The organism is Enterobacter sp. ECC-219 (genome assembly GCF_043966805.1).
Lineage (GTDB): Bacteria > Pseudomonadota > Gammaproteobacteria > Enterobacterales > Enterobacteriaceae > Enterobacter > Enterobacter cloacae_N.
Genome location: NZ_CP143680.1, coordinates 4,789,475 through 4,807,927 on the forward strand (window position 1 = coordinate 4,789,475; position 18,453 = coordinate 4,807,927).

At 56.9% G+C, this 18,453-nt stretch carries 18 protein-coding genes; 6 read left to right on the plus strand and 12 right to left on the minus strand.

All coding sequences use genetic code 11. From position 1 onward, the window contains the following. Nucleotides 1-8 precede the first annotated feature (8 nt). The 11 genes from V1603_RS22760 to V1603_RS22810 form a co-directional block, all read right to left on the minus strand. The gene (locus tag V1603_RS22760; protein ID WP_395313297.1) at nt 9-803 is read right to left on the minus strand and encodes an SDR family oxidoreductase; all 795 of its coding nucleotides are present in this window, start codon (nt 801-803) and stop codon (nt 9-11) included. Beyond that, a complete protein-coding gene (locus tag V1603_RS22765; protein WP_395314008.1) occupies nt 787-1,557 on the minus strand; it encodes an alpha/beta fold hydrolase in 771 nt (256 codons plus the stop codon). Before V1603_RS22765 ends, V1603_RS22760 begins: the two co-directional genes overlap by 17 nt. Nucleotides 1,558-1,566: 9 nt before the next feature. Beyond that, nucleotides 1,567-2,097, minus strand: coding sequence for a cupin domain-containing protein (locus tag V1603_RS22770; RefSeq protein WP_116341934.1), 531 nt, complete (start codon nt 2,095-2,097; stop codon nt 1,567-1,569). Nucleotides 2,098-2,107: 10 nt separating this feature from the next. Then, nucleotides 2,108-3,364 (minus strand): MFS transporter, encoded by a 1,257-nt coding sequence (locus V1603_RS22775; protein ID WP_395313298.1) that lies wholly within the window; start codon nt 3,362-3,364, stop codon nt 2,108-2,110. Between the two features lie 21 nt (nt 3,365-3,385). After that, nucleotides 3,386-4,573, minus strand: coding sequence for an NAD(P)/FAD-dependent oxidoreductase (locus V1603_RS22780; protein WP_395313299.1), 1,188 nt, complete (start codon nt 4,571-4,573; stop codon nt 3,386-3,388). Further along, entirely contained in the window at nt 4,570-5,496 is a 927-nt protein-coding gene (locus V1603_RS22785; RefSeq protein ID WP_395313300.1) for a VOC family protein, read from the minus strand. Before V1603_RS22785 ends, V1603_RS22780 begins: the two co-directional genes overlap by 4 nt. Nucleotides 5,497-5,574: 78 nt before the next feature. After that, on the minus strand, nt 5,575-6,363 hold the full coding sequence (locus V1603_RS22790) for an IclR family transcriptional regulator (RefSeq protein WP_116342271.1): 789 nt from the start codon (nt 6,361-6,363) through the stop codon (nt 5,575-5,577). 12 nt (nt 6,364-6,375) lie between these two features. Then, the gene (locus V1603_RS22795) at nt 6,376-7,125 is read right to left on the minus strand and encodes an SDR family oxidoreductase (protein ID WP_166712304.1); all 750 of its coding nucleotides are present in this window, start codon (nt 7,123-7,125) and stop codon (nt 6,376-6,378) included. Next, nucleotides 7,125-8,147 (minus strand): Rieske 2Fe-2S domain-containing protein, encoded by a 1,023-nt coding sequence (locus V1603_RS22800; protein WP_395313301.1) that lies wholly within the window; start codon nt 8,145-8,147, stop codon nt 7,125-7,127. Before V1603_RS22800 ends, V1603_RS22795 begins: the two co-directional genes overlap by 1 nt. Before the next feature lie 10 nt (nt 8,148-8,157). Next, the gene (locus tag V1603_RS22805; RefSeq protein WP_163329644.1) at nt 8,158-8,466 is read right to left on the minus strand and encodes a recombinase-like helix-turn-helix domain-containing protein; all 309 of its coding nucleotides are present in this window, start codon (nt 8,464-8,466) and stop codon (nt 8,158-8,160) included. Further along, nucleotides 8,463-8,786: a non-heme iron oxygenase ferredoxin subunit gene (locus V1603_RS22810; RefSeq protein WP_116341948.1), complete on the minus strand. Its 324-nt coding sequence runs from the start codon at nt 8,784-8,786 to the stop codon at nt 8,463-8,465. Before V1603_RS22810 ends, V1603_RS22805 begins: the two co-directional genes overlap by 4 nt. A gap of 414 nt (nt 8,787-9,200) precedes the next feature. On the opposite strand from V1603_RS22810, the gene V1603_RS22815 reads away from it, so the two are divergent. Further along, the gene (locus tag V1603_RS22815; protein ID WP_395313302.1) at nt 9,201-10,412 is read left to right on the plus strand and encodes an MFS transporter; all 1,212 of its coding nucleotides are present in this window, start codon (nt 9,201-9,203) and stop codon (nt 10,410-10,412) included. A gap of 3 nt (nt 10,413-10,415) precedes the next feature. On the opposite strand, the gene speB is transcribed toward V1603_RS22815, so the two are convergent. Next, on the minus strand, nt 10,416-11,336 hold the full coding sequence (speB, locus tag V1603_RS22820) for an agmatinase (protein WP_008499737.1): 921 nt from the start codon (nt 11,334-11,336) through the stop codon (nt 10,416-10,418). A 400-nt stretch (nt 11,337-11,736) separates the two neighbouring features. Here speB and V1603_RS22825 point away from each other — a divergent pair, with 400 nt between their 5' ends. From V1603_RS22825 to V1603_RS22845, 5 genes are read left to right on the plus strand one after another with little or no spacing between them, the layout of a single operon-like run. Continuing rightward, a complete protein-coding gene (locus tag V1603_RS22825) occupies nt 11,737-12,315 on the plus strand; it encodes a fimbrial protein (protein WP_233002841.1) in 579 nt (192 codons plus the stop codon). Nucleotides 12,316-12,369: 54 nt separating this feature from the next. Then, complete coding sequence (locus V1603_RS22830; RefSeq protein ID WP_395313303.1) at nt 12,370-13,107, plus strand: molecular chaperone; 738 nt, start codon at nt 12,370-12,372, stop codon at nt 13,105-13,107. A gap of 29 nt (nt 13,108-13,136) precedes the next feature. Further along, on the plus strand, nt 13,137-15,710 hold the full coding sequence (locus tag V1603_RS22835) for a fimbria/pilus outer membrane usher protein (RefSeq protein WP_395313304.1): 2,574 nt from the start codon (nt 13,137-13,139) through the stop codon (nt 15,708-15,710). Beyond that, nucleotides 15,707-16,702, plus strand: coding sequence for a fimbrial protein (locus V1603_RS22840; RefSeq protein WP_233002838.1), 996 nt, complete (start codon nt 15,707-15,709; stop codon nt 16,700-16,702). Before V1603_RS22835 ends, V1603_RS22840 begins: the two co-directional genes overlap by 4 nt. A 17-nt stretch (nt 16,703-16,719) precedes the next feature. Beyond that, entirely contained in the window at nt 16,720-18,453 is a 1,734-nt protein-coding gene (locus V1603_RS22845) for a ShlB/FhaC/HecB family hemolysin secretion/activation protein (protein WP_395313305.1), read from the plus strand.

Below are 18,453 nucleotides of genomic sequence, written 5' to 3' on the forward strand. Positions count from 1 at the left end.
ATGCGTCCTTACAGATGGCGGCAGAAGCCGCCGGAAACGTCCAGCGCGGCACCGGTAGTAAACGAAGCCAGCGGCGAAGCGAGAAACAACAGCGCCTGCGCGGGCTCGTGCGGCTTGCCGAGGCGCGCCATCGGAATGCCGCGCTTGCGCGCGATATCCGCCGTCCAGGCCGGCCAGCTCTGGCTTTTGTCCGCCCGGCTTTCGAAGCGGCGCTGCCACTGCCCGGATTCCACCATGCCGAGCAAAATGGAGTTGACGCGAATGCCTTTGCCCACCAGCTCTTTTGAGAGAGTGAGCGTCATGTTCAGCAGCGCGGCGCGGGCGGCAGAAGTGGCAATCATGTGCTCCTCCGGCTGCAGCGCCAGCAGGGAATTGACGCAGGTGATCGAGGCGATGTCGGACCGCTCCAGCAGAGGCTGAAACGCCTGAACCGGGTTGATCACCCCGAACAGCTTCAGCTCGGCCTCGTGCAGCCACGCCTCACGCGGGGTGTCGTGGAAATGCGCCACGTAGCCCTGCCCGGCGTTGTTGATCAGCATATCCGCCGCGCCAAATTGGGCCTGAACGGCATCCGCGAAAGCCTGCACCTCGTCAGCGTTCAGCACGTCGCAGCGGTAAGAGAAAATCTCCCCGTCGGGATAGTCGTTTTGCAGCGTCGCGTGGGCGCTGGCGAGCCGGTCCGAGTCGCGGCCGCAGAAGGCCACTTTTGCTCCCTCGCCCAGCAGCAGGCGCAGCGTTTCAAAGCCAATGCCGGAAGAACCGCCGGTGACTACCGCTACGCGGCCGTCAATGTGTGCATTCATCGCGCACCTCTTCGTTAATGCGTAAAAGCTGTTGGTTAAAAAACGCGTCGTTATCGAGATAGCTGGCGTGCCCGGCTTGCGGTATGGCGGTAAACGGCATGCGGTAGCGCAGCGCCAGCCCCTGTACCAGCTCGGGCTGCGTGATGGCGTCCTGCTCGCCGCACCAGACTTCAAACGTGCCGGGGTGCCGCTTGAGCCAGGTATGAATGTCGTCGTGCGCCAGCATCCACGCGGCGGCAAGGTAGCCTTCCGGGCGCAGCGCGCGCATGCCCGCCGCGACGGTGGCGATATCGTCCGCGCGCGCGCCGGGGCGCAGCAGCTTCGCGGCGCGGGTCTGCGCGAGGATTTCACCGCCGAGCGCCATCTGCTGCTCGCGGCTGCGCCAGACCTGCTCCCGCTGCTCCGGGACAGCATTGCCGTAGCCCTGCGCGGCGTCCGCCAGCACCAGTTGCAGCACGCGCTGCGGATACTTCGCCGCAAAGGCGCTGGCGACCAGCGCGCCGAGTGAATGGCCCACCAGCACCGTCTGCCAGACGCCCGCGCGGTCGAGCATCGCCGCCAGCGCGTCGGCGTAATCCCCCGCGTTCGCACGCTCAACCGCCAGCATCGGGCTTTCGCCATAGCCGGGCATGTCCCACGCCAACACGCGAAAGCCTTCCAGCGTCATCTGCTTGTGCCAGGAGGCCGCGCCGGAGCTGATGCCGTGCAGCAGCATCAGCGGAATGCCGCTTCCCTGTTCACGAAACCCCGTCATCATGCCCCCTTAGTTCCGCTTCACTTTTGAGAGCGGATGGTCGGCCGGATAGGTCGGGATTTCCGGCTTGTTGGTTCCCAGCATGACGCACATCAGCGCCTCTTCTTCCCCATGGTTAAACAGGCCGCGATAGATCCCCGGCGGGACGGAAATCAAATCGCGCTCGCGCAGCACGGTTTCGGTGTAGTTGTCGCCGTCCTGGATCATCAGCGTGATCTGCCCTTTAAGCATGAAGAACACCTCTTCCACGTCGTCGTGCAGGTGCAGCGGCCCCTCGCACTTCGACGGCAGCACCATGGTGGAGAAGGTAAAGTGATCCGCCTGCACGGTGTTGGTGTCGTTCGCCACGCCCGTTGCGCCGGTGCCGATGTAGCGCATCTGCGCCCGGCGGTACTTCGGGTCAAAATCGGCCTGGAACTTCAGCGCGTTCCAGTCGTACTTGCGGCCTTCGAAGCGCGCGATGCGCGACTCGACCCACTCTTCCATCGTCAGGTGGTCAGGCTTGATGCCAGATGTCTTGGTTACGGTTGAATCAGTCATGACACTCTCCTCAGTAACGTCTCAGCAGCGGCAGTAACAGGACGCAGCCCACCGCCGCCATCACCGCCAGAAAAATCAGCCCGGAATCCATGCTGTGGGTGAAGGCGATAAGCGCGCCCATCACCGCCGGCGACAGTGCGCCCGCAAAGTTTCCCAGCCCGTTGAAAATGCCGCCCGCCGTAGCGCTCACCCGCGGATGGGTGGCCTTCGCCAGCAGGGCGAAAATGTTGGGTGCACCGGTGCCCCACATGAAGGTGCTGAAGCTCATCGCCGCGATGATGGTCAGCGGGGTGTCAAGGTGCATCACCGCCGCCAGGCCTACCGCCGCTCCCGCCATCGAGATAAAGCAGGCCGCCGCGCGCTTATCGACCCGGTCCGACAGCCACGCGCCAATCACCTCGCCCGCCAGCATGGCGATGAACGGCATCGACGACAGCCAGCCCGCGTGCTCCAGGTGAATGCCTTTCCCCTTAATCAGGTAGCCCGGCAGCCAGCCGTTGATGCCCCAAAGGTAGGTCAGGAAGGCAATGTTAAAGATGCAGATGATCCAGAAGTGCGGGCTGACAAACAGCTCGCGGCGCGCGGCGCGGCGCTCGTCCTGAGACGCCTGCGAGGTGCCGGGTTTTGCTTCCAGACGGATCCCGCACAGACCTACGCGCACGAAAATCAGCACCGGCACGGTGAGCATCGCCATCACGAAGAAGGTGCTCTGCCAGCCGAAGGCGTTCAGCAGCCAGAGGGAGAGCGGGAAACCGATTGCCGCGCCCACCGGCGTGCCCAGCAGCCACAGCATGGTGGCGCGCGCCTGCAGATGCTGCGGAAAGTTGTGCCGCACAATGGCAAAGGCCAGCGGGAACAGCGGCCCTTCCGCCACGCCCAGCAGAATGCGCAGAACGATCATCAGCGTGTAGTTATGGGTAAAGCCCATCGCCACCATCAGCACGCACCACACCACCATCATTCCGGTGAGCAGGCGCAGCGGCGCGATCTTGTCGCCTAAGCCGCTTAAAAATACCGACGAAAAGCCGTAGCTGAGCAGAAAGGCGCTCATCAGAATGCCGAGGCGCGTGGTGTCGAAATCGATCCCCATCGCCTGCTGGAAATGGCCGTCGGAAAACAGCGCCGCGATGCTGATTTTGTCGAAAAACGCCAGCAGCACGCAGGCCAGCAGCGACAGCGGGATAGCCCAGCGCACCGCTTTTTCAGGCGTGCGGGCTCCCTCACCGCTCGCCTCAACGGGCGCGGTGTTGGTCTCTAATGTGGTCATGTCTCCCCCTACGGGTGCGGGTTATCGCAGTGACATCAGTGAAAAAGTCGGGTCGGCGAGCGGCACGTCGGACAGATCCCGCCCTGCCGCCATCCAGCGCTTCGCCAGCTTGACGGTACGCGCATCGTTAAACGCCACCAGCTGCGTCAGCCGCCCGCTCTCGTCCAGCGAGAAGAACAGCGAATCTTCGCGCGCTATCGTTGTGCTTCCCGGCTGCGGTATGCCGAGGATCTGGATGTTGTGCTGATATTGATCCGACCACAGCCACGGCGCGTCGTCGTAGCCTGGCGCATCGGGGTTGAGCATCGCTTTTGCCGTCGCCACCGCCTGATTCTGCGCAAAGGCCCAGGACTGGATGCACAGGCCGTAGTGATGATGCCGGGCCACATCGCCTGCGGCAAAAATGGACGGATCCGACGTTCGCCCCTGGGCATCGACGACGATCCCTCGTTCGGTGCGCAGCCCCGCATCGCGCGCCAGCTCCAGATTGAGATCGACGCCGATCCCCACCACCACCGCGTCAAAGGTTTCGCGCCGGCCATCGCAGTGGATAACCGGCAGGCCGCTATCGTCCTCCAGCTCCAGCGCGCCGCAGCCGGTACGTATCTCGACACCCTGCCCGCGATGGAGGGCTTCCAGGCGCTGCGACACCTCACCGCTCACCGAGCGCATGCAGAGCGCAGGCTGCTGCTCGAACAGGGTAACCGCCACGCCGCTTTTGCGCGCGGAGGCGGCAATCTCCAGCCCAATCCAGCCGCCGCCGACAATCGCCAGAGTTTGACTTTCCGCCAGACGCACCTTCAGGCGCTGCGCGTCCTGCCAGTGGCGCAGGGTGTAGACCTGCGGATGGGAAGCCCACGCCTCACCCGGCAGGCGCGCCCGCCCTCCGGTGGCAATCAAAAGAATGTTGTAACTAAGATACTCGCCGTTGCTTAACCGCACCGTTTTCGCTGCTCGGTCGATCTGCTCCGCACGCAGCGGGCGGAACCAGGTCAGGTTCAGCGCCTGCTGCACCTCGTCGGTAAACAGGCGCGGGAGCGCCGCGTCCGGCTCCAGCAGAGACGCCTTCGACAGCGGCGGCCGTTCGTAGAAATCCCATTCCTCTTCTGCCACCACGCAAATCTCGCCGTCGAAGCCCTCGTCGCGCAGGGTTTTCGCCGCCCAGCCGCCCGCCTGGCCGCCGCCAATAATGACAATGCGCGACGTCATACCGCCTCCGGCTTTTTCTGCTGGCGGCGCGTGTCGTGGTCAATCCCACCTTCCACCGCCCATTCGGTAAAGGAGACGAGCGAGTGCTCCAGCTCGCGCGGCTGCCAGTTTTCGGTCAGGTAGTCGTCGTTGGTGTAATACTCAAACGCGCCGCCGGTCGGGCTGTTGACGTACCAGAAATAGGCCGACGACACCGGATGGCGGCCCGGCCCGATAAAGGTGCTCCAGTCGTGTTTATTCATCGCAATCCCACCGCCGATCACCTCATGAATATCACGTACCGTGAAGGCCACGTGGTTGAGACCGCGCCTGCGGTTCGGCAGCTGCAGCAGGAACAGGTTGTGATGGCCGCCGCGCGCGCCGCAGCGCAGGAACACGGCCCGGTTGATGTAGCGGTCAGAGACCTGGAAGCCGAGCACCTCGCGGTAGAATTTCTCCACCGCCGCCAGCTCTTCCACGAAGAACACCACGTGCCCAACGTTGATGGGCTGGGCGCGATCGTAAACCGGGCTCGGGGTGTCGATGCGGCGGACGTCGCCCCACTGGTTAATCGGCTCGACGTTCAGCTCTACCTCGGTCTGCTGGCTGACCTGCACGCGCAGGGTCATACCGTTCGGGTCGAGGCACTCCAGCGCGTCGCCCACCTCGCGAAAGCCGGGCTGCTGCGCCAGCTTCGGGCGCAGCGCGTCAAGATCTGACTGACTCTCAACCGCCCAGGTCATGCGGCGCAGGGTGTTGCCCGTCTCAAACGCTGGCGGCAGGTCTGAACTGTCGATCTGGTTAAGCTCCACGCGCGCGCCGCTCAGGGTAGTAAAACGCTGGCCGCTGGCATCGCCCGTCAGGCCAAAATCACGCATAAATTTGGCGCAGTGCGTCAGGTCTTCTACGCCAAATTCCAGCTTTTCAATTCCGGTTACACTCATCGTTCGTTGCCTCATCTGGCCCAAATTGGGCGTAAAACATGCCCGACGCGGTCAAGCGCCTGACGTTAACTCACTGATTTAACTGGCCTGTGACAGATACCCTAGGAAGCCAGAAATTCTATCCGCCGCGAGGCGAACCTCGTTTTGCAGGCGTTCGCGGTCGGTCTGCGGGATCTCTTCCGACGGCACCAGAATGCTGACCACCGCCGCCACGCGTCCGCTTCGGTCATACACCGGGTAGACGATGGAGGAGATGCCGTGGCGGAAGAAGGATTCACCGATCACGTACCCACGGGCTTTATCCTGCTGCACCATCTGCCAGAGAGCTTCGCGGTCGTGAAGCTGCCCCGGCGTGTTGCCCGGCAGACGCTCGTGCGGGAACAACTGTTCAAAATCGGCACGGGATACATCGGTCAGCAGCATGCGCCCGAGCGAGGTGCAGTGCACCGGCAGACGGGTGCCAATGCTGACCTGATTGATGCGTGACCCGGCGGCGCTGACGCGGGCGATATAGATAATGTCGCGCCCGTCGCGGATCGCCAGATGGCTGCTGCACTGGCTGACGTCGCGCAGCTGCTCGATCACCGGCTGGCCGACCTGCGCCACGTCCAGCGAAGCGATGTACTCAAAGCCCAGGCGCAGCACGTTCATGCCGAGCGAAAAGGTATTGGTGCGCGCGTTGCGCTCCAGAAAACCCATGTACTCCAGGGTCTGCACTACCCGGTAGGCGGTGGCCTTCGGCATATCCACCAGCCGGTGCAGTTCGGCAAAGGTCAGTTCGCGATGCTGCTCGCCGAAGGCCAACAGCAGTTGCAGGCCGCGCTCCAGCCCCGGCACCAGATACTTCACTTCCCGATCATTTGCCATCATCGCCATACCTCAGTTAAAGACAAAGCCGCCGTTGACCGGGATCAGCTGCCCGGTGACAAACCGCGACAGATCGCTTAACAGCCAGACCACGCTGCCGGTCACATCTTCCGGCTGCTGCGCGCCCGCGAGTGCACGTCCGTTTTCGTAGAGCTGATGCCGCTCGACGGGCACATATTCGGTTGCCTCGACGCGGGTCAGCCCCGGCGCGATAGCGTTGATACGAATGCGCTTTTCGCCCAGCTCGCGCGCCATCGAGCGGGTCATGGCAATCACCGCCCCCTTACTGGCGACGTAGGCCATCAGGCGCGGGGCGCCCCACAGCGCGGTATCGGACGCCACATTCACAATTGCCGCCCCTTCGCGAAGCAGCGGCACGGCGGCGCGCGTCACCAGCCAGGTACCTTTGACGTTCACGCTCATCACGCGGTCCCACAGGTCCGGATCGTAATCGAGCATATTTTTGCCGCCCACGCCCGTCGCCATTGCCGCGTTGTTCACCAGGCCGTCAAACTGCCCCTGCTCGCCAATGGCGCTGAACGCCTGCTCAATGGAATGCGGATCGGCCAGATCGATGACGTGCGGCTCGATCGCATAGCCCTGTTCGCGGAGCGTTTGCGCGCTCTCGGCCAGTTCGCCTTTGAGGATGTCGCACATCACCACCGACGCGCCCTGCTCCGCGCAGGCTCTGGCAAAGTGGTAGCCCAGCCCGCGCGCGGCGCCGGTCACGACGATGCGCTTTCCCCCCAGCAGTCCGTTCATCAGGCGGCTCCCTGCTGCGCTTCGCGCATCGCCAGCTGCTCTTTGGCGGCCTTCTGCATCATGCGGCGCAGGCGAGAGAGCCCAACGTCGTGCTGATAAAGGTACTCATGGTCGCGGGCGTTTGGCGCCAGGCTTTCCAGCACCACGCGGTCCTGCTCCAGCACTTCCCAGTGCAGCTTTTCCAGACGGTTGCGGTACATAAAGCGCCACATGTCGCGCTGCCAGCCCTGCACGCGGCGAATACGCCAGAAGAAGACGCGGCAGTTGTCGTTATCTTCCGGCACCACCATGCCGACAATAAAGAAGTGGCCGCCCGGTCCGAAGCGCTTCTTATACGGAATGGAGAGACGCATCCAACAGGTGCCGCTATTGCCCAGCTCCACCCAGTCAAAGTTAACGCCGCTTTGGCCCTTCTTCTCGAAGATGAAGCCGGTTTTGGTCGGCTGAAGAACCATGTCGGCTTTGCGGTCCCCTTCCGCCATCGAGTGTGAGGACGAGTGCAAATAGGTGCCGTGCATCGGGTCCATTACGTTTTCCAGCGCGTACTGGTAGTTGCATTTCCACGCGGCGGTACAGAGGAAGTTGCTGAAGTTCTCCGTGTCGGCGAGTTCATCCGGGAAGGTCAGCTCGTCCGGCTGCTGGTCAGCGGTGACGCCAAACCACAGGAAGATGGCGCCGTGCGCCTCCTGCACGTTATAGCTGCGCACGCACTGCTGACCGACCAGCGGACATTTATCCACGGCGGGCACGTCTTTCACCTCGCCGTTGCCCGCCACTTCCACGCCGTGATACCAGCAGGCGATACGGTCGCCGAGGTTCCAGCCCATGGACAGGCGCGCGCCGCGGTGCGGACAGCGGTCTTCCAGCGCCTGGACCTGACCGTCCTTGTTACGCCAGACCACAATCTGCTCGCCCAGGCGGGTAATCCCCACCGGCGCGGACTGCACTTCCCAGCTCGACAGCACCGGATACCAGAGGCCGCGCAGGCCTTTATCGAGATAATGTTGTACGGTCGTCGTCATCGCGTTGTCCTCAGTAGCCGTTAACCTGTAAGAATGCCTGGAAGCTGGCGTTGCTCCACGGCTCGCCCTGCTGGTCGTGCATGCGCACCGCGTTCAGGCCGTTCACCAGCTCCGGTAAGGTTTCAACACCCTGCTCAAAGAGCTCTTCCAGCGTCGCAATGAGGTTCACCTCCCAGTTTTCCGGTTCGCGGCTGCGGGTTTGCCAGATGAGATTCTGGTAATCGCCTGGCTTATGAATGGCGCCGTTACCGCCTTCTGCAGGCGGGGTAAACTGGCGGCTTTCCGGCAGCGCCGGGTTGTAGTTCAGGGTGTTGCTCATGCCACGGTCTCCTCGACGAAAGTAATCTGGATTTGGTTTTCATAGACCCGAACCGGGTAGCGGTTAAGGTTGCGACCGCCGGGGCCGTGCAGGCACTGGCCGGTTTTAACGTCGAAGACCGCCTCGTGCAGCGGGCATTCCACCTTTCCATCTTCGACGAAGCCCTGGCTCAGGAGGGCATAAGCGTGCGGACATACGTCTTCCAGCGCGTAATACTCGCCGTCAATCAAATAAACGCCGATCTCTTTACCGTCGACGCTACCGCTAAAAGGGAAATCTTCCTGTACTTGTTCTGCGTCACATACGCCTATCCAGCTCATCACGATCCTCCAGGCTTTTGTTTCATATATGAAACTCTGTTTCTTATTTAATACGGTCAATATAAAAGCGATGAATGTTTCGTCAAGCGCTGATGTGAAGAATTTGTTAATGGAAAGGTAATTAATTAACTAAGTGTGGAAAGGATCACGAAAAAATGCAGCGATATGAAATTTTCATTATTGCAGCGTGAATGAATACGATTTTTCGATGACTTTAAATTTCATTACTCAGATATTGACTTTCTTTGTTTTTGCTTCGTACAAATAAAAGAGAGGAAGCGCTTAATGTTTCACCAGTGAAACAAATATTTATTTTATTCTTTTAAAACAACAAGTTTCACTGGTGAATCATTTTAGAACCGTGACAATCACGCTGATAAAAATATAACTATGCGCACGCATAAGGCAGGCAACATGACGGCAAGATGGCAAGGTACAATTGCACTGTTATTACTCATCATTATCTCCTACATCGACCGGGTAAATATTTCTGTAATGATATTAAACCCGGAATTTGCCCATCATTTTCAGCTAAATGAAAACAGGATGTTACAGGGAATGCTAATGACCTGCTTTCTTCTGGGTTATGGTTTCTCAGCTTTATTATTAACACCAGTTATTGAAAGCAAACTTCATTATCGGCAGGGGTTATTAGGCAGTATTGTGATTTGGGCCGCGGTCTGTGCAATCTCTCCCCTGCTCGGCTCGCTGATGGGGATGCTCATCGCGCGCGTGATTCTTGGGGTGGCGGAAGGACCGCTCTTTTCCCTGAAAACGCGCTTCATCAGCGATAACTTTAGCGCGGATGAGATCGGCAAACCCAACGCCGTGACCGCGCTGGGCGTCTCGCTCGGCCTGGCCGTGGGCTTTCCGCTGGTGACCTGGCTGATGGACCATCTGGGCTGGGCCGGGTCGTTTTATGCGCTGGCGATACTGAATTTGGCTCTCGGTGGCGGACTCATCTGGCGATACCTGCCCGTGCCGGGCGGCCTCCCAACGACGAAAAAACCGGGTTTTGTTCGCACCTTCACCCTGGCGTGGCAAACGCCGCTGCTGGGCTGGATCCTGCTGGTTGAAGTCGCCACGCTGAGCTACCTCTGGGGGAGCAGCGCCTGGCTGCCAGCATGGCTTCGCGACGAACACCACTTCTCGCTGCATGCCACCGGCATGCTTGCGGCCATTCCCTTCCTGCTGAGCCTGGGCTCTAAATTCCTCGGCGGCGTGCTGCTCGACAAAATGCGCCCGGAGCAGGCGCCGGTGCTGTTTGTCGCGGGAGGAACGCTGACGGCGCTCTCCGTGGTGGCACTGATGCTAAGCCATCAGCCCGCATGGCTGGCGCTGTTTATGCTGTCCGCCAATGTGTTCTGGGGAGTTCAGGGGGCCGCCATTCCTGCGGTGATCCAACATCACGCCGCGCGGGACGCCGTGGGCAGTGCGTACGGCATTATCAATGGGACAGGCAATATCTTCGCGGCGTTTATTCCGCTGCTGATGGGGATGGTGATGAAATCGGTGGGGTCGGTCAGTTCTGGTTTTTCGGTGCTGGTCGTCTCGCAGGTCATTACCCTGCTCGCAGGAGGAATGCTGCTGCTGCACATGCGTCGCGCAGCAGCAGTGAGCGCGTAAGGCTTATTCGCCTTTTTTCGCCGCCTGGATGTAAAGCATTTCCAGCGCCAGGGTCGCCGCGGCCAGCGCGGTGATCTCGGACTGGTCGTAGGCCGGTGCCACTTCTACTACGTCCATCCCGACGATGTTCAGATCCTTCAGGCCGCGCACCAGCTTGATGGCGCGGTCAGACGTCAGGCCGCCGATGACCGGCGTACCGGTGCCCGGTGCAAATGCCGGATCCAGACAGTCGATATCGAAAGTCAGGTAAACAGGCATGTCGCCGACGATCTGCTTCACCTGCGCCAGAATATCGTCCACGCCGCGATCGTTAACCTGGCCCGCGTCCAGCACGGTGAAGCCGTTGTCTTTGTCAAACTCGGTGCGGATGCCGATCTGCACCGAGTGGTTTGGGTCGATCAGACCTTCGTTCGGCGCGGTGAAGAACATGGTGCCGTGGTCGAACTCGCAGCCGTTCGCGTAGGTGTCGGTATGCGCATCAAAATGCACCAGCGCCATTTTACCGAAGTGCTTCGCGTGGGCGCGCAGCAGCGGCAGGGTCACGAAGTGGTCACCGCCAAAGGAGAGCATGCGCTTGCCGGCGGCCAGCAGTTTTTCAGCATGGGCCTGCAGCTTTTCGCTCATTTCACGCGCGTCGCCAAAGGCGTACACCAGGTCACCGCAGTCCACGACGTTCAGGCGCTCGCGCATGTCGAAGTTCCACGGGAAGCGGTTGTGCTCCCAGGCCAGGTTAGTGGAAACCTGACGGATCGCCGCCGGGCCGTGACGACCACCCGCGCGGCCAGAGGTCGCCATATCGAACGGTACGCCGGTGATTACCCAGTCAGCGTCACTGTCGTACGGCTGGAAGTTCATCGGAAGACGTAAAAAACCAAACGCGTTAGATACCAGAGAGTTATCGTACTGATGACCTAAAGTGCTCATGTCCTGACCTCATTGAAAGTCGTTGCATTAGATACAGATGAAAAAAAATCCCCTCCGCGTCGTTAAACCCGACGAGGAAGGGATTGATGTCCTTACTGCTTTTGCCTAATGCTAGCCTCTGGAACGTGAAGATTCAAGCTCACTTTTCAAAACATAAATCAATTGCGTTGCCAGACTTTTACGGCCCTCAAATATTCGCCACACAGATAAAATTCATTTTTATAATTTATATTCTCTTAAGCCACGCATTACCTCGCATTATTTGCGCTTAAAAGCCCTAATCAAAAATTAATCCATAGATTTAATAAATATATCATTTTAAAAATAGGAATATATTTATGTCTGGACGATAGCGGTGGAGGAGATGACCTCTATACAATAGCGCTCCCAATAAAATAATATGGATATTTTTATGAATAAGTTATCTAAGCTTGTAATCCTGGCCGTTCTTTCAACCATCGGTACCGCCGCGGCAGCAGAAGATGGCACTATTACTTTTGAAGGTACTATTAGCGACGCAACCTGTACTATTACCGGCGGTGACGCACAGGGCGAATCTACCAGCCCTGATTTTACCGTTCATTTACCTTCTATTAGTACAACCGCGCTTGCAACGGATGGACAGCGTGCGGGTGATACCCCATTCCACATTACGTTAAGCGGCGCTAACTGCACCGATGGCAAAATTGCCAGCGTATTCTTCGAACTGGCGCAAAGCACCAATATCGATGCCACCACCGGTAACCTGAAAAATACCGTGGCTAAAGCATCAGGCGGTGCGGAGAAAGTTCAGGTTGGTTTACTGGATTCTTCAAAAGCAATTCTGAACCTGAATACCGCAAACAATAACGCTAAAACCGTTACGGTTGCCGGTAATACGGCTCGCTTTGATTACTGGGCACAATATGTGGCAACGGGTGGTGCAGCTACTGCCGGTCAAGTATCAACCGACGTTGTGTACTCCATTAAATATCAGTAACCGCGCGCACCGCGGGTTTATCTGCTAAGAGTATCACCTAAAGGATTAGGCCAGATGTTAAAAAAACTTGTTATATCTTCTGTACTCATGATGACGCTGGCCTTTTCCTTTGCGGCCAGTGCAACGATTCAAATTATGACGACCCGCGTGGCATTCAACGCTGGGGAGAAAGAACAAACGATTCGTATTAATAACGTCAGCAAAACGCCTGAACTGGTTCAGGTATGGCTTTCCAGCACCGATAAGAGTGACGGCATCGCCAAAGAAAACTTGCCTTTCTTTATCACCCCACCGGCGGCCAGAATTAACGGCCAAAAGGGGAAAGTTTTCCGCATATTCCAGACGGAAGGCGCAGCCGCGAAATATCCAAAAGATCGTGAAACGGTCCTGTGGCTTAATGTCCTGGATATTCCCCCTGAAATGGCGGAAGACGCAGATAAAAACCAGCTAAAGATGGCGTTCAGAACGCTGATTAAATTTTTCTATCGCCCGGTTGGCCTGAAAGGTAATCCAATGAAAGCGGCAGATGAGTTAACCTGGCAATTGAAAAAAACAGCCAATGGTTATGACGTCGTTGGAACAAATAATTCGCCTTTCCATGTAAGTATGACAAATGTCTGGCTCAGAGATGCTCAGGGCAAAGATGTCATGATTGATGGCGAGATGATTGCGCCATATAGCACGATGGTATATCACTTCCCGAAGGTCAATGCCGTACAGGGAAAAGGGACATTCCAATACAATTATATTACCGATCTGGGTGCCTATATTAAGCGCACGTATAACTTCTGATTTGTAATCATATTGACCAGGACGGTGATATGTCGATGTTTTACAAGAAAACTAACACCCTGCGGGTGATTAGTGGCTTTGTCATTTCGGTGACAATTGCGCCACTCGCAGTTTATGCCAGTGATACCAGTAAGCCGATGACATTTTCTCATGGGTTTATGAAGTATTACGATAGCGGAATTGATCTGACACAATTTGACGGCGTTGAAAAAATAAAACCGGGTAAATATGCGCTTGAGGTTTACAGCAATCTAAAGCCTGTTAATACCTGGACCGTGACCTTTGTTGCTGCAAATAATGAGCAGGGATTCAACGCCTGCATGACGCCCGAAATGGTCGTCCGCTTTGACGTCGACACATCAAAACTTCCTCCCGACTGGAAGCAAAATACCTGCATTATTCTCCCTGAGCTGATTAAAGGCGCGACGGTTAATTATAACGCGGTAGAAGAACAGCTGGATGTCACGATTCCTCAGGCAATGCTGCTTAACACGCCTGCCGGTTACGTAAGCCCGGAGTTATGGGATAACGGCGTACCGGCGCTGATGTCCTCCTATACCCTTAGCGCCACCAGTTCACGTTATCGCCCCGCTCAGGATAACGCGACCTATCTCTACAGCAATTTGCACAACACCCTCGCATTGGGTGCATGGCGTTTTACGACTTACGACAGCCTTAGCTCCGGCAGCGACACTGAAAATACCGGCGTACAGCATATCCAGGCCTATGCAGAGCGGGCGATTGCGCCGCTGCAATCGCAGATAGTGCTGGGCGATCTGAACACCACCGGTGATTTTTTTGACACTACCGCTCTGCGTGGCGTTCGTCTCGCCACGGACGATCGCATGCTTCCCGACTCTGTACGCAACTACGCCCCGGTGGTGCGTGGCATCGCCAACAGCAATGCCACGGTGACCATCAAGCAGGCTGGCAACACCCTGTATGAAAAGGTGGTGCCGCCTGGGGAGTTCGCTATCAGCGATCTCTATGCGACCGGCTATAACGGCGATCTTGAGGTCACAGTTAAAGAGACAAACGGCAAAGAGTCCTACTTCGTGGTCCCCTACTCCAGCGTGCCGCAGCTGCTGCGCGAGGGTTACTCCCGCTACTCTGTGGCTGCAGGTGAAATCCGCGATACCTGGCTGAAAGAGGATCCGAAAGCGGTTGAGGGCACGTTTCAGTACGGCTTATTCAATAACTTTACCGGCTACGTTGGCGGACAGAGCGCGTTCGAAGGTGATTATGCGGCGCTGATGACCGGTTTTGCGATTAACACTCGTCTGGGCGCATTAGGCATAGACGTGACGCGCTCCTTTACCCGCTTCGAGGGGCAGCCCGACACCGCAGGCTGCGGCACGTTTTGCAATATGAGCCTGCGCATTAGCCTGGCGAAAACCCTTCCGACTACCGGGACGAACTTCAGCTTGATTGGCTATCGCTATTCAAGTGCGAATTTCTACTCCCTGAGCGATGCGGTCAGCCTGAAGCGCTCAATTGAAGCCGATGAAGAAGACTTTCTCCCGGAACGCTATCGAGAGCGCCTGGAAGCCAACATCAACCAGACGCTTCCGGCCGGTTGGGGAAGCTTCTACCTCAGCGGGTTTGTGGGCAACGTCTGGAATAACGAACAGGGTCGGAATGAAAAGTCGAACTTCGTGCTGGGCTACAACAACCAGTTTGGCATTACGACCTGGGGGATCTCCCTTGGCCGTACCAATAACGACGATGGCGACCACGAAGATACGCTCTACCTAAACGTGAGCATGCCGCTTGGCCACCACTACGAGAAGCAAGCTCGCCTGGGGGCCAACTTTAGCTATAACAGCGAAGAGGCTAACTTCCGTACCTCGCTGAACGGCTCCGCCGGGGAACGCTCACAGTTTGGCTTTGGCGGCTATTTCAGCCAGTCCAACACGCCGGAAACCAACTTCGGCATGAACCTCTCCTATACGGGCGAGAGCGCCTCGGGCGGGATGACCTACAGCCAGTCCCGAGATTCCTTTATGGGAGGGGTCAACCTGAACGGCGGCGTGGTGGTGCATGAAGGCGGCATCAACTTTGTGCCTAGCCTCGCAGACACCATTGGCATTGTGGAAGCAAAAGGCGCCGAAGGCTCCCGCATCTACCCGGATTCCCAGGCCGTCATCAAAGACAACGGCTACGGCATTGTCGGATATCTGGTGCCTTACAAGTACAACGAGGTGTACGCCGACCCGAAAGGCACCGCGTATACCGTTGAGGTCGACGACACCCGCCGAACCATCGTGCCAACCTCCGGCGCGGCAGTGCTGATCAAAATGGACACCCAGGCCAATAGCCAGAGCTTTGTGCGCTTTATGCAGCCTTCCGGCGAAGTGATCCCATTTGGTGCGTCGGTACTGGACGACTCGCACAACGCGATCGGCATGGTCGGGCAAAACGGCGTGGCGATGGTGGCGCTTAAGGAAGGCCAAAACGTCTTTACCCTCCAGTGGAAGAAAAATAAAAAGCCCACGCAGTGCGGTGCGCGTTATGTGAAGCAAGGCACTAAGGATCGGCCATCCGAGGAAGAGGCGTTTAAGGCTATTGAAATTACCTGCATCAATAACGGGGCAACACCATGAAACGGAGCTTTACGGCTGCGCTGATTCTTTTATCCTCGGCGTTTTTCTCTTTAACGTGCAACAACGCCTATGCGGCGTTGTGCACCCTCACGTCCCCTTTGGCGACGCTGAATATCATGGACGACATCACGCTTAACGTCATAAAGCAGCGTGAAGTCGGCAAGGTTTTATGGAGCAAAACCTATCAGGTGCCAGATGTCAGCTACACCTGCGACGCTTCCACACAATCCTCATGGCATTCAAGCTACTCGCGAAGCTATATCCGGTCGCAGATTGATCATGTCTATAACACCGAAATCCCGGGGATTGGCATTCGCATGCGGTGGCCCACGCAGACCGAATCTTCATGGCTGCCGGGTAACTCAGGATCGCCGACCACGTGTTCCACCGGTTGTGGGGTGAAAAACAGTACGGTTCTGGTGGAAATGGTCCAGACCGGCTCAATGCCTGAAGGGGAATACTTTATTCCAGCGGGTAAGGTGGCGGAGGCACTGGTGATCCCATCCACCGATGAAAGCGAAAAACTGCCGATTATGGCCATCAATTTTGGTGTTGCCATTAAGGTGGTTACCGCTTCGTGCTCAATTTACCCCTCAGCGACGAACGTCGATTTAGGCACCTATAACATCGCCGATTTTCAAAACGACGACACTTTTCAAGGTGTTAAAAAAGACTTCAGCATCACCGTGGGCTGCCCTTCCACGGAACAAATTGGCATCACCTTCAATTCCTTAATTAACACCCCCTTAGGAGCATTGACCGGTGTGATCGGCGTTGAAAGCGGCGATGGCTATGCAAGTAATTTTAGTATTCGCCTTTTTGAGAAGAACTCAACCGCGATCACGCTGGGTAAGGAGAAGGTCTATACCGCCTCCACGCTCACCAAAAACTATCAGGCACATATCTATGTTGGCGGCGGGGTCGATCGTAAGACGGCCCTCACCCCCGGCAAAGTTGTCGGCGCCGTTCAATACACTGTTGTCATTAAATAACGCTCAGGGAGAGAGTGATGCGTTGTCATTTCAAAATTAAAAACGTCCTGTTTTTACTGCCTTTATTACAGGTGGCCCATGCCGCCATACTGCCCTCAGTTCAGAACAAGCAGGAACTTGACCGCCTGGAGCGGCAGAGTAACCAATATCTGATTGAAGAGGCGAAAAGAACGGAAGCATTGCTGCAACAGCAGCGCGAAATTCGCGGAGAAGACGCGGAGACCGGACTGCCGGCAGACTCATCGTGGAAGTTCAACGTAACCAGGATCGAGATCCTCGACGATCATTTGTTCGACGGATCGCCGCAGCGCGAGGAGATCGTCCAGCGCTATCTGGGAAAGGATCTGGGTAAATCTGACATTTTCACCTTAGTGAAAGAGTTAACGGATTTTTATATTTCCCGTGGCTATGCCACCACCCTTATCAGCATCGACCCCGGCAACATCAAGAGCGGTACGCTTAAGCTTCGCGTGCTGTGGGGAAAGATCAACAATTTCAAAGTTAACGGCCAGACACCGGGTCTGCGTGATAGCACACGTCTTTTTACCGCCTACCCGTTTGCTAAAGACAAGATCCTCAATATGCAGGATGTCGACCAGATGGTTGAGAACCTGATGCGGGTCTCGGGTGGGGATAATATTAGCGTTGAACCCTCAATCATTAATGGTTATTCCGATCTTAACCTGATTCATCAGCCCTCATTTCCGATTGACGCGGCGGCGGGGTTAAATAACTCCGGGAGCAAATCAGAAGGCTGGCAGCAATATTACGGCAGCCTGACGGCAAAAAATATTGCCGGGTTAAACGACATCTTCAATGCGTATTACTCCTGGAACGACCTGAAAAATAATAATGATAAACAGGACTCTTGGTCATTTAGTTACAGTGTGCCGCTGGGCTATTGGGGTTTTGATACCAGCTATTACAAATCCGAATACGAAAAAGGCATCGACGGCGGCTTCGGCATTTACGATTCCGATGGCACGTCGGAGCGTGCATCCCTGCGTATCAGCCGCATGCTGACGCGTGGCGCAACGGGCAAAACCAGCGCCTGGATGAAAGTCGAACGCCGGGATAACTACAACGGCATCGAAAACGCGCGCATTGACGTTAGCTCAAAAACCTACACCTCTCTGGCGTCGGGCCTGACCTATGTTGGCGCTATGGGCGGCGGCTGGTTCTATGGCGATCTGAGCGTCACTGCGGCGGTGCCGTGGTTTGGTTCAGCCCGGGACGGCGATAAAGACCTTGAAGGTTTCGACGTTGATTATCTGAAATACAACGGCATTGCCTCCTGGACGCGCCCGCTCACTAAGTTTGGCAGACTCGGCATGACCTATGAGCTGAACAGCGGTTTTCAGTACACGCCGGATGTGCTGGTGAGTGATGCCAAAGTCACCATCGGTGATGAATACACCGTTCGTGGTTTCAAAGACGATAACGTGATGAGCGACAGCGGCGCGTGGATTGCCAACAGCCTGCAGTTTCCTTTCGATATTGGACTGGCCGGTATTTACCAGCTGACGCCTTATATTGGCTACGACTTTGGCCTTACAAAAGATAATTGCCCGAAAGGCGTCAATGTCTGCGACAGCCAATTCATGATGGGCGCATCAGTGGGCATTAAAGCTACTGGCAGCCATTTCTCTTCCTACGTTATGGCAGGGTGGCCCATTAAAAAACCAGACTCAATGGAAGAAGAAACCATCGATAACACAGTGGCTTATTACAAAACGGAAATTAATTTCTAA